Annotated in this window: 12 protein-coding genes; all 12 read right to left on the minus strand. The window is 62.4% G+C overall.

Annotated features, from left to right (window positions below):
- Positions 1–231 precede the first annotated feature (231 nt).
- The 12 genes from EHW12_RS16360 to EHW12_RS16415 all read right to left on the minus strand — a co-directional run bounded on the left by EHW12_RS16360 (position 232) and on the right by EHW12_RS16415 (position 12,315).
- The gene (locus tag EHW12_RS16360) at positions 232–1,191 is read right to left on the minus strand and encodes an MCE family protein (protein ID WP_241198979.1); all 960 of its coding nucleotides are present in this window, start codon (positions 1,189–1,191) and stop codon (positions 232–234) included.
- Positions 1,188–2,450, minus strand: a complete 1,263-nt coding sequence (locus tag EHW12_RS16365) for an MCE family protein (RefSeq protein WP_083059970.1) — start codon at positions 2,448–2,450, stop codon at positions 1,188–1,190. The genes EHW12_RS16360 and EHW12_RS16365 overlap by 4 nt, the downstream gene beginning before the upstream one ends.
- Complete coding sequence (locus tag EHW12_RS16370) at positions 2,450–3,463, minus strand: MCE family protein (protein ID WP_125051169.1); 1,014 nt, start codon at positions 3,461–3,463, stop codon at positions 2,450–2,452. Before EHW12_RS16370 ends, EHW12_RS16365 begins: the two co-directional genes overlap by 1 nt.
- A gap of 5 nt (positions 3,464–3,468) precedes the next feature.
- Positions 3,469–4,491, minus strand: a complete 1,023-nt coding sequence (locus EHW12_RS16375) for an MlaD family protein (protein ID WP_007728666.1) — start codon at positions 4,489–4,491, stop codon at positions 3,469–3,471.
- Positions 4,488–5,657, minus strand: coding sequence for an MCE family protein (locus EHW12_RS16380; protein ID WP_125051171.1), 1,170 nt, complete (start codon positions 5,655–5,657; stop codon positions 4,488–4,490). Before EHW12_RS16380 ends, EHW12_RS16375 begins: the two co-directional genes overlap by 4 nt.
- Positions 5,658–5,666: 9 nt before the next feature.
- The gene (locus EHW12_RS16385; protein ID WP_003944051.1) at positions 5,667–6,539 is read right to left on the minus strand and encodes an ABC transporter permease; all 873 of its coding nucleotides are present in this window, start codon (positions 6,537–6,539) and stop codon (positions 5,667–5,669) included.
- Positions 6,536–7,249 (minus strand): ABC transporter permease, encoded by a 714-nt coding sequence (locus EHW12_RS16390; RefSeq protein ID WP_007728660.1) that lies wholly within the window; start codon positions 7,247–7,249, stop codon positions 6,536–6,538. Before EHW12_RS16390 ends, EHW12_RS16385 begins: the two co-directional genes overlap by 4 nt.
- A gap of 61 nt (positions 7,250–7,310) precedes the next feature.
- Positions 7,311–8,564: a cytochrome P450 gene (locus tag EHW12_RS16395; protein WP_030536770.1), complete on the minus strand. Its 1,254-nt coding sequence runs from the start codon at positions 8,562–8,564 to the stop codon at positions 7,311–7,313.
- 53 nt (positions 8,565–8,617) lie between these two features.
- Entirely contained in the window at positions 8,618–10,255 is a 1,638-nt protein-coding gene (locus tag EHW12_RS16400) for an acyl-CoA synthetase (protein WP_125051173.1), read from the minus strand.
- Between the two features lie 26 nt (positions 10,256–10,281).
- Positions 10,282–11,529 carry a hypothetical protein gene (locus tag EHW12_RS16405; protein ID WP_087503877.1) on the minus strand — a complete coding sequence of 416 codons (1,248 nt, stop codon included), beginning with the start codon at positions 11,527–11,529 and terminating at the stop codon, positions 10,282–10,284.
- A gap of 5 nt (positions 11,530–11,534) precedes the next feature.
- Positions 11,535–12,086 (minus strand): hypothetical protein, encoded by a 552-nt coding sequence (locus EHW12_RS16410; protein ID WP_007728648.1) that lies wholly within the window; start codon positions 12,084–12,086, stop codon positions 11,535–11,537.
- A 37-nt stretch (positions 12,087–12,123) separates the two neighbouring features.
- The gene (locus tag EHW12_RS16415; RefSeq protein ID WP_020907945.1) at positions 12,124–12,315 is read right to left on the minus strand and encodes a ferredoxin; all 192 of its coding nucleotides are present in this window, start codon (positions 12,313–12,315) and stop codon (positions 12,124–12,126) included.
- Position 12,316: the final 1 nt, after the last annotated feature.

The following is a 12,316-nucleotide window of genomic DNA, read 5'->3' on the forward strand; positions in this document are numbered from 1 at the left end:
TCCTGGGCGGTCCGCCCTGTGCTACTTGGGTCGGTCCGCCCGGTGTCACTTGGGGCGGCCCGCCCGGTGTCACTTGGGGCGGCCCGCCCGGTGTCACTTGGGCGGACCGCCCGGTACCCAGAGGCGCGGTCAAAGGATCGACCAGTATTCCGTTCTCCACCGGAGTTTGCGGCGCCCCGAACGGAGTGCCGAAACCGAGCCCCGACTGCAGACGATTACTCGTGAGGTCGATCAGCGCCCACAAATTGGTGTAATCACCGCGCATTCCGTCGTCGATGGTCGTCTGGGGAAGGGGAAGGTACTCAGATTGCCCAAATTGTTGATCAGGTCCGGTCCTGTTTCGACCACCTTCTGCAGCGTCGATTCCAAGGAGCTCAAATTGGCTTTCAGATCGTCGCGGGTCCGGTCGACCAGATCGGTCCCGACGTCCCCGAACCTGCCGACCGCATCGAGGGCGGTGGTCAGGTCGACGCGTTGGGCGCTCAGTTCCGCCAAGGCCGGATCAAGGGTCTCCAACGCCTCACCGAGAACGTCTCGCTGAGCCGTGATCTCGCCGGCGAAGACGTCGAGATTCTCCATGGTCGTGACCATCGCATCACGTTGGCGGTCGAGTGTTTCGGTCACGGTATCCATCTGACTCAGCAGGTCGCGAGCCGCGTCGGTCCGTCCGCCGAGCGCCGTGTTCAGCTCCGTGGTGATGCTGTGAATCTGAGCGAGCCCGCCGCCGTTGAGGACCAATGACAGTGCCGTCAACGCTTCCTCGGTGGTGGGATAGACACTGGCCGATGCAAGGGGAATCACGGATCCTTCCGACAACCGCCCTTCCGGCGCCACCTCGGTGGGCGGCGCGAGCGCGACGTGTTTGGATCCGAGCAGACTGGTTTGGCCGATCTTGGCAGTCGCGTTGGCGGGCAGCGACACCGAGCCGTCGAGCGCAACCGTCACCCGTGCGTGCCAGTTGTCGGTCTCGATCGCACTGATACTTCCGACTGTCACGTCGTTGACCATGACCGGAGAGTTGGGACTGATCGACGTGACGTCCGGCATCTCGATCACGACCGAGAAACTTCCCTCACCGCGGCCGGCCGCGCCCGGCAGCGACACCGAATTCAGCCCGCTCCATTGACAACCCGTCAGAACGAGCACGGCGCTCGCCGCCACACACACTGTTCCCCACCGGCGGCCAGTCATCGTGATCCTGTCGACGGCATGAGCAAGCCGGTCAGATCAGACGCCACCGGTACCGTCGGAAAGCCCAAGGCGCCAGTCGGTTCCAGATCAGGCTCGCTGTACACCAGTTGGTCCGGAAGAGCGCCGAGCGCCCGGGTCGGATTGATGCTCAGGTCCGGGTAGTTGGCCTTGATCGTGTTGAGCAACGGGCCGAGGTATTCGATGCACAAATCCGCGCCCTTCTTCGAGGTGTCGTTGGCCAGGCCGGCGATTCCGCCGCAGATCAAGTCGATCGGGTTGCCGACGTTCTGGAATGCGGGCACACCCACCATCGCTCCTTGGGCCGGCCGGTAGACGTTGTAGTAGTTCGACAACGCTGTCGGAGCCAGATGCAGTACCTTCTCGAGGCCTGCGCGCTTGTCGACCAGTACCTGGGACACGTCGGCCAACTTCGCGATCTGCTCCGTCAAGCCGGTTCGGTTCTGTTCGACGAACCGCTGTACGTCGACGACGGCGGCGTCCAGATCGGCGAGAGCCGGAGCCAATTGCGTCCGGCTCTCGGCGAGCACACTCGAGACATTTGCCAGTCGTCCTTGGAACTGAACGATCTGTTCGTCGCTTGCGGCGAGTGCGGTCGTGAAGGTCTGCAGGCCGCGGATGGTGCCGAACAGATCGGCTCCGCCTTCGTCGAGTGTGCTCATAGCCTCCGAGAGTTCGGTCACCGAGCGCCCCAGCGCTTCCCCGTTGCCGGCCAGTGCGGATCCGGCACCGTCGAGGAAGTTGGCGGCGGGACCGCGATCGTCCCCGACGGGACCCAAAGCATCGGCAGCCCGGCCCAGCTGTTCCTTGATCTGGTCCCACTCGACCGGGACGGCCGTTCTGTCGAGTGGGATCTCCGCACCGTCATTCAGTGCGTCGGCGCCGTCCGTCACCGCCGGCGTCAACTGCACGAAGCGGGCCGAGACCAGCGACTGGGCAACGATCACCGCTTTCGCGTCCTCGGCGACGGGAACCTCGCGCGCCAATTTCAGTTCGACGCGCATTCGATCTCCCTGTGGGGCGATCGCGGTGACGCGGCCGACGTCGACTCCCACGACACGAACGTCGTCACCGACATACAGACCGGTCGTCGAGGTGAAGTAGGCCGTCACGTTGTAGTAGCGCAGATGTTGCACCGCAAGGTATCCCGACACGACGACGATCGCCGCACCGATGACGCTTCCACCAACGGCGGCGATTCGACGCCAGTTCACCGGTTTGCGAACTCGTAAGGCACCCATCATCGAACCTCCGGAATCGGTAGCGGCGCAGGTGGTAGCCCGAACAACGCGTTGATCAACGGTTGGGTGTATTGCGCCGGCACCAGGTTCTGAACGTAGGCGTAGTAGAAGGGGCCGCTGGCCACGGTGTCACCGAGCGTGCCCACGTACGTACCGAGACCGTCGATTCCCTGAGAAAGGTTGTCCTTGTTGTTCTGCAGAATTCCGACAACCGTGTCGAGTTTGCCGAGGACCGGCTGCAATTGCGCCTCGTTGTCGTGGACGAGTCCGCTCAGCTGGGTCGACAACGCCGAGATGTTCGTGATCACTTCCCCCAGCGCCGCCTGTCGCCGATCCAGTTCTCCCAACAAGGCGTTGCCGTCGACGAGTAGCGCGTTGACCTGTGGTCCACGCTCGGCCAGCGTCCCGGCGACGTCGTTTGCATCGGACAGCAAGGTGCGCAACATGTCGTCGCGTCTATTGACGCTGTCGGAGATCCGTGCGACACCGTCCAGCGCCGGCCTCAGGTTCGGCGCACTGTCGGACATCACCTGCCCCACTGCGTCGAGCGATTCGGAGAGTTGGTCGAGATCGATGTCCTCGACCGTCGTGGTGAGGTCACCGAGCACGTCGGGCAGCGAGTACGCCGATCTTGTTCGCTCGACCGGGATCTCGCCGCCGACCGCGATCCTTCCCGGACCGTCCAGATCGAGCGATACCGCTCGCTTGCCGAGCAACGACATCGTGGTGACGGCCGCCGATGTGCTTTCTCCCAAACCGATCGAGCCTTCCAGTGTGAAATCCACGCGCGCGAGTCCGTGCTCGACCTCGATCCGATCCACCGTTCCGATCTTCACTCCGGCGGCGTTGACTTCGTCTCCCGGCGCGAGACCGCTGGCGTCGGCGAACACCGCGCTGTACCCGACACCCGATTTCAGGAACTGCAGATTCTGATACTGGAGCGATGCCAATACGACGGCGGCCCTGACGACCAATCCCACGACCCCCACGCGTACGGCCTGGCTCTGTGCCATCTCTCTCATCGTGGTGCGCACCTTCCGGTCGTCTGATCCACCAGGTCGACAGTGAGCGGCGTACCGTCGGCACCGTCGACCTTCAGTGCGATTCCGCACAGATAGAAGTTGAAGAACGACCCGTACGAGCCGACTCGGATCAGCTGCTTGTAGTTCGAGGGCATGGACGCGAGAATCCGATCGAGCTCACTCTGTTGCTCGATCAGCGGATTCAGGCTTGCGTCCAGCTTCGACAGGTTTCCCGCGATGTCCGGGCGAACTCCGGCGAGGAGATCGGCGAAGGTGCCTGATGCGGTGTTCACACTCTCGACGGCAGTCCCGATCATCTCCCGGTCCGCCGCGAGCCCGCTGACCAGCTGTTGTAGGTGATCGAGAGTGTCACTGAACTGACCACCGCGGCTGCGCAATTCGCTGAGCACACCGTCGAGGTTGCCGATCACTCGACCGATCAGTTGGTCGCGGTCTGCGAGAGTGTTCGTAATCGATCCGGTGTGCGCCAGCACCGATGCCACAGTTCCGGACTGGCCTTGAAACACCTCGAGCAAGGACATCGACAACGCGTTGACCTGCTCCGGGTCCAGGGCTTGAAACAGCGGCTTGAAACCACCGAGTAGCGCATCGAGGTCGAGTGCCGGTGCGGTGCGATCGACGGGGATGCTCTCGCCCTCCGGTTGCGGTTCCGCGATCCCCGGATCGTCGAGCAATTCGAGGTATCGATTACCCACCAGATCCTGATATCGAACAGCGGCTCTGGTCGATACGGTCACGGTGTCACCCGTATCCACACTGAAACTCACGTGGGCACGGTGATTCCCACCGAATTCGACGGAGCCGACAGAACCGACCGGCACACCGGCGATGCGCACCTTGTCGCCGGCTCTGAGCCCGGAGGCGTTGACGAACTCCGCCGAGTACGACCTCGCGTCGCCACCTCGCATCTGGCCGAACACGAGGATCAGCCCGGCGTTGACGAGGATCATCACCAGAACAAAAATTCCGAACTTGACGGTGTACCCACGAACTTTCATCGGATCTCCGTCCCGAACAGGTAGCTCATCAGATCCGGGACCGTGTTCATCGGTTGCCCACCATTCGGCTGACGCTCGGGCGCAAACGGATTCACCCCGGTGTCGGTCACCAGGTACGGAGCATTGACGTTCGGGTCGCGCAGTGGAAGGCCCATACACTGCGGGCCACCTGTTGCCGCGACCTTCGGGAGGTCGTCGGGATATCGGTACGGTTCGGTTCCGGCGATCAGACCGATCGACATCTTGATTCCTGGTTGTCCGTTGTAGGCGCCGTCGCCGATCTTCTTGCTCTCCTGCAGTCCGTGGAACATGCAGGGAATCACCGGGGAATATTCCTCGAGCAGTGCGGTGGTCGGCCGCAGTAACGACAGAACGGTGTCGATACCGTCGGCGTTTTCTCCCAGTACATCTTCTCCGGTGCGGGCGACCCCGATCACGTTGAGCAAGAGGAGATCAAGATTCTGCTGCTCGTCGAGAACAGTGGTTCCCGTCGTCGTGAGCGAGTCGAGTGTGTCCATCAAGTCGAGAACAGCGTCGCGGTAGGTCTGTGTGACGGCTGGTAAATCCGTCAACACATGATCGAGAGCCTCACGTGCAGTGTTGAATTCGAGCAAGGAGGAATCTGCTTGTTCGAGTGCGACCCCGAGCCGTTCGCCGCGTCCTTGCAGAGCAGTCGAGAGGGCACCCAATGTCGAATCGAGTTTGCCCGGGTCCACCGTCCGGAGCACGGCGGTGAGTTTCTCGAACACCGTGTTCAGCTCGACAGTAACCCGGGATGCGTCGATCGTCGCCCCGGCGGCAAGTCGCGCGCTGCTCGGCTGCTCCGGCGAGGACAGGCTGACGAACTTCGCGCCGAAGGCCGTGTTCGACGTGATCGCCACATCCACGTTTGACGGAATCGACTCGAGCGCTTCGGGATCGATCGACAACGACAGTTGTGCGGTGGCGTCGTCAGTCGGCGTGATGGACTCCACCGAGCCCACGGTCACCCCGGCCATCTTCACCCGCGCGCCCGGATCCATCACGAGCCCCGCGCGCTCCGCGATCACCGTGATCGGGACGCGAGCGACAAACACCTGGTTGAAAGACGCGACCGACAACGCGATGACCCCGACGATCGCCGCAGCCAAGCCCAGAGCAGCCAACTTGTAGCCGTATCTGTGCACGCAGTCCCCCTAACCGGACAGATTGAAGTTGCCGGAACCGCCGTAGAGCGCGAGTGAGACGAGCAGGGTCACCGCCACGACGCAGATCAGCGAGAGCCGAACCCCGCGGCCCACTGCAGTTCCCACGCCCGACGGTCCCCCGGACGCGTTGTATCCGTAGTACGTGTGGATCAGCATCACCAGTAGTGCCATCACGAGCACTTGAACGAAGGACCATGCGACATCGACCGGATCGAGGAACGTCGTGAAGTAGTGGTCGTAAAGACCGGAGGACTGACCGAACAGCACGACCGTGGTGAATCGTCCGGCCAGAAATGATCCCACGAGCGCCAGTGAGTACAGCGGCAAGATCGCGATCATCCCTGCGGTGACGCGGGTGCTGACGACGTACGGGACCGAACTGATCGCCATCGATTCGAGGGCATCGATTTCCTCACTGATGCGCATGGCACCGATCTGCGCGGTCGAACCTGCGCCGATCGTGGCCGACAGGCCGATTCCCGCGATGACCGGCGCAGCGATACGAACATTGATGAAGGCGGAGAAGAATCCGGTGAGCGCTTCGACTCCGATATTTCCCAGTGAGCTGAAACCTTGGATCGCAATGGTGCCGCCCGAGGCGAGAGTCAGAAATCCTACGACCGCAACCGTGCCGCCGATCACTGCCAAAGCTCCGGTGCCCATGCTGATCTCGGCTACCAGCCTCAACACTTCTTTCGGGTGTTTGCGAATTGCCCACGGGATGTGAGCGATGGCGCGCGCGAAGAAGACAGCTTGTCGCCCGACGTCGTCGATCGAGCGTGACGTTCGAGCCACCCGCGCCCGCGTGCGTCCGAACTTGCCGATTTGTGCCAGCGAATCCGACAGCGTCACCTCGATCACCCCGCCGTCAATCGGATGCCGACCGCGGTGACGATGGTGTTGACGACGAACAACGCCATGAATGCGTACACCACCGTTTCGTTGACGGCCTCCCCCACGCCTTTCGGCCCACCCCGTACCGACAGTCCGCGATAGCAGGCCACCAATCCCGCCAGCATCCCGAACAGTGCAGCTTTGACCATCGACAACGCCACCTCGGGCAGGCCGGTCAGCAACGTGATTCCCTCGACGAAGGCGCCAGGGTTCACGCCCTGGAGAAACACCGAGAAGGCGTAACCGCCGGCGATGCCGATGACGCAGACGAGTCCGTTGAGCAGCAAAGCCACCACGGTCGACGCGACCACCCGAGGAATCACCAGCCGAGTGATCGGATCGATCCCGAGCACCTCCATGGCGTCGATCTCTTCACGAATCGTTCTCGATCCCAGATCGGCGGCGATGGCTGTCGCGCCCGCACCTGCCACGATCAGCACCGTCACCACCGGACCGACCTGAGTCACGGCGCCGAGCGCGGCCCCGGCGCCGCTGAGGTCGGCGGCACCGATCTCGCGGAGAAGGATGTTGAGGGTGAAACTCACCAGGACCGTGAACGGCACGGCCACCAATACGGTCGGCACGATCGACACCCGGGCGATCATCCAACTCTGCTCGAGAAACTCCTGCACCTGAAAGCGGGTGCGGAACAAGCCCACTGCGACATCGGCGCCCATCCGGTAGAACTGGCCGAGTTCGCGCATCGGGCCCGCAAGTGCAACTCTTCCGCTGTACACGTCAATGCCCCGAAGGACATGACGTGGAGTTGCCGTAGTCGACCTTGAATTCCTTGATCCCGTTGAGCCAACCGGACGAGAGCCTGCTCGGATCGCCGAGCTTGCTGATGTCGGGCATGTGATCGGCGATCTTGCCGAAGATCAGATCGACCTCCATTCTGGCCAGGTTGGCGCCGACGCAGTAGTGCGGCCCGGTTCCTCCGAACGCGAGGTGCGGGTTCGGGTCTCGGGTGATGTCGAAGACGTCGGGGTTCCCGAAGACGGTTTCGTCGAAGTTCGCCGAGCCGTAGAGCAGTACGACACGCTGCCCCTTCGCAATCGCAGTGCCGGCAATCTGTGTGTCCACCACTGCTGTTCGTTGCATCGACGTCAGTGGCGAAGCCCAGCGGATGATCTCGTCCGCGGCGGTGCGCGGACGCTCGCGCTTGTACAGTTCCCACTGATCCGGATGCTCGAGAAATGCCATCATGCCGAGGGTCGTTGCGTTTCGCGTCGTTTCGTTGCCCGCGACAGCCAACATGATGACGAAGAAACCGAACTGTTCCGGGGTGAGTTTCTGCCCGTCGATGTCGGCATGCACCAAGCGCGAGATGATGTCGTCGAGCGGTTCCTCCCGCCTCGCCTCAGCCAGTTGATAGGCGTATCCCAATATCTGCGCCGACGCCATCCGAGACTCGCCGGCGAGTGACTCGTCGTCGTATCCCGTCATCTGATTCGACCATTCGTACAGCTGACGGCGCCCGTCCTGCGGTACACCGATCAGCTCCGAGATCGCCTGCATGGGTAACTCGCTGGCGACCTGGCTGACAAAATCACCGCTACCTTCCGCCACGGCAGCCGACGCTATGTCTTCTGCCCGCGCTTCCAACCCGGCCCGCATCGCTTCCACCGACCGCGGAGTGAACAAGCGTGCCACCAACTTGCGCAACTGTGTGTGCTCAGGGGCGTCCTTGTTGATGAGGACGTGTTTCGTCGCCTCCAACTCCTCCGCCGAGATGTTGTCTTCATGCCGCGGAATGCAGCCGTTGACGTTGCTCGAGAACTCCTCGCTGCGCAACGAGACGTCGCGGACGTCTGCGTGGCGGGAGACAACCCAACAACCACCGTCGTGAAATCCGCCGGTACCCGGTTCCTGGGCGTTCCACCAGACCGGAGCGCATCGTCGTAGTTCGGCGAACTCGGCAAGCGGGACGCGCTCGCCGTACAGATGTGGGTCGGTCACGTCGAACCCGTCGGGAAGGTCGATCTCAGGCATTGCAGATGCTCCTTTACGGATGGGTGCCGGGTGCCGGGTGTTGCGTGTGAGCGCTAGTCGATCCGGTGGACCGGGTCGCTGTTCTGTGAGAACTCCTTGGCCCAGCGGTAGTCCGGCTTGCCGCTCGGCGCTCGAACGACCTCGTCGGCGGTCCAGAAGGAACGCGGAATCTTGTAGCCGGCGAGGTGACTGCGGGCGTGCTTCTCGATGGATTCGAAATCCGGTTCCACACCGTCGCGGATGCGAAGCACTGCCGCCACCCGATTGCCCCACCGCTCGTCCGGAACACCGATCACTGTCGCGTCGTAGATGTCGGGATGGGCCTTCACCACTGCTTCGACTTCTTCCACGAAGACCTTCTCGCCGCCGGTGTTGACCACCATGTTTCCCCGTCCGAGGAGGGTGACCGAGCCGTCGTCCTCGATCCGCGCCCGGTCTCCGGTCACCACTGCCCGTGCGCCGTTCACCTCGCGGAATATCTCGGCCGACTTCACCGGGTCCTTGTAGTAGCCGAGTGGAACGTTTCCGAGTTTCGCCAGCCATCCTTCGGCGCCCGAGCCCGGCTCCAACACTCGGTTGTCGTCGTCGACGACGACCGTGAATCTGTTGGCACCCACTTTGGGTCCGCCACGCTGCTCGAGCCCTTTGGTTGCGAATCCGATTCCGCCGAAGCCTGTTTCGGACGATCCAACCGAATCGGAGATCATCAGATTCGGAAAGACGTCGAAGAACGCATCTTTGACCGATCCGGAGAAGAGCGCAGCGCCAGAGGCGAGCACAGCCAGGCTCGACGCATCCGGTTGCAATTCGTGATGGGCTTCGACCAGTGGACGGCCCATGGCGTCGCCGGTGATGACCATGACCTGCGGCCGATACTCGGCGACGACTTTCCAGACCTGTGCCGCATCGAACTTCGGTTCGAAGATGACGGTGTTTCCGGAGAACAGAGCGTTGAACGTCGGCATCAGTGCCGAGGTGTGGATCAGCGGTGGAAGCATGCACCACCGCATCGGTTCGGCTGCCGCGGCGCCACCGCGCGACTGCTGGTACTCGTCGGCGATCGGCTCACCCGAATAGAAGTCGTAACCGCCGGCCAATACGCGCCAGATGTCTTCCTGCCGCCAGACGACGCCTTTCGGTCGTCCGGTTGTTCCGCCGGTGTAGAGAACGTAGACGTCATCGCCGGAACGCTCGGGAAATGCATGTTCACCTGTGCGAAGCGAGGATTGGTTGCCGAGCGCATCCTCGTACGCCACTGCCCCCGGAATCGACGGTTCGTTCCCGAGAGCGAGTTCGTCCGCCGCCTCGATCACGTACTTGACCCGCGGCGTGGCCACCAAGGCCTCGGCGACCCGCTCAGCGAAACCACGATGGAAAACCAACGCCGTGAGATCCGCGTTCTCGTACAGATAAACCAATTCGTCGCTCGTGTAGCGGTAGTTCACCGTGATGGGAACGCCGCGGATCTTGAAGACCGCGAGGACAGCAACCATCGCCTCGATCGAGTTGTGCAGCTGAATACCGATGTGCGAACCGACACCCAACCCGACGGACTGGAAGTAATGCGCCAATCGGTTGGCCCGCTCGTCGAGCTCACGGTATGTCACCTCCTCGCCGGAAACGATCAGCGCGAGGCGATCGGGCATCACATCGACGGAATGCTCGAACAGGTCTGCAAACGTGTACGCCATAGGTTGAGTCCTTCGGGTTCGGCCGGTCAGACGACGAAGAGAGGCAAAGGGATTCCGCGATCTTCGAATACGAATGCCGCGCCGGTACTGACCTTCGTGATGGCGACTTCGACGCATTCCGGAGCGGGAGCTTCGGTGATGTCGACGGCCAGAAGAAGCCCCGCGGCATCTTCGGCCACCACTCTCACGGTGAAGTGCGGATTCACGCCGCGGACCAAAGCTTGGAGAGGATCGAGGTGCTCGCTGCCGAGCAAGGTCGGCCAACCGCCGTCGCGGTCGACAAGAGCTTCTCGCGAGATCCGCAGCTCCAGAGCACCGCCGTCCTGTCGAATCTCGCTCTCCACATACTGCTTCGGATTCAGCAAGGGATGCACGGACAGGACCAATGCCAACGATTCCAGCGTCGAAGGAAGCCCGAGCGCATCTCGAATACGCTGTGCCGCAACTCCCGCGATTCCGGTCAATTGCTTTCGCGTGATCTCGCGAGCCTTGTCTTCGTCGGCACGGCGGCGAACCGCTGCCAGAAAGCCCAACGCCAACAGATGATGCTGCACGCAGATCTCCTCTGCGATACGAACCAAGGCTGATCGCGAGAAGTCGGAAAACCTCAGGTCGGACAACAACGGACCCGAGTAGTCCGCCCTACCGTCCCCACCGTGATCGATCGGGCTCAGCTCGACCGTCACCGCGGCGGTGCGTCCGATCTGCTCGGTGTGCGCGGTCATCACGGGAGGCGTGTGCGACGGGTCGATGGACACGGTCCAGGCGCAGTGCGGATGTCGGTCCGCGGGCCTGCGCGGTGGTCGGTGAATCGGCCGGATCTGGGCGCGCGGGTTGGTCGCGATGGCCGTTGCATCGAAAGTCGGATCCTCGATGTCGTGACACATCGAGGTCACGAACTCATCGCCCAACGGCTCGACGTCCATGAGTGCTCCGCAATGATCGAGCCAGAATTCACCGTGCAGCGGATCGTCGACCCGGTATCGAAAGTCCATGAACTGTGGCGGAGCGCCGATGTCGAGTTGTAAACCTTTGAAGATCGTCACGACGTCGTCACCCTCGTATCCGAGAGCCTTCTGCATGCGGCGGGTGTACCAGGGGCTGGCCGACTCCCACTCCTCGACGGCCACCTGTGCCATACCCTCGCGTCCGAATTCGACGATCAGATGCGCCATGCCCGATCGGTCGATCAGCTGCCCGCACAGGAGCAACTCGGGCACCAGCACGGCAAGGTCGCGCTGCGAGAGTGCCTCGAAGGAATCGCGCACCGACATCGGACTCACCACAGCGAAACCGGCGCGGTGCCCACCGGATACCAGCCCGGCAGCGGGTCGCCCGAGATCGATCGCTGGATCCGCCCCTGCATCCCCTTCGAGAGAGCATTGTTGCCGATCATCTCCATGAACAATGCCGACACGTTCCCGAAGTCGAAGAAGTCACGCTGCCAGGACCATTGGAAATCCCCGCCGTAGCGGAACCAACTACCACCGATACCGTAGACGGAGTAGTTGCTACCGTCCTCGCGCTTGGCATCGGAAATCTGCTTCCACAAGCCGATCACGTTTCCGCTACGGTCGTCGATCACAAAGTCTTGATACGGATACTCCCAGCCTTCGAGGCCCTTCATCTCGAGACCGAGCGCGACTTCGCGAATCTCCTCGCGCCCCACCGCCATGAAATCCTGCTTGGGGCCGTAGTTCCACCCGTACGTGGCGTCCTCGGTATACATGTCCGCCAACGGTTTCCAATCGCCGGCGGCTTCGGCCTTTTTGTTCGCCTCGATCCAGCGTTGGACCATCTCGTCGAGCTCTGCGCGGTCGAAACCCGTCATCTGAACTTCCTCCCTCGAGCACATGAATTCGCTGCAATCAATCGACAATTCTCAGGGCGCCGGTCGGGCAGTACCTGACCGCCATCTCGGCTTCACCGCGGAGCGACTCGGGTGGGTCCGAGTCCAGAAGACTGACCTTCCCCCGCTTCGGGACGACAAAGATCTCCGGTGCCTCCAGCTCGCATGCCGCATGGCCTTGGCACAGGTCGAGGTCGACTTCGACGTGCATG

It is taken from the genome of Rhodococcus sp. NJ-530, assembly GCF_003860625.1.
GTDB lineage: Bacteria > Actinomycetota > Actinomycetes > Mycobacteriales > Mycobacteriaceae > Rhodococcus_F > Rhodococcus_F qingshengii.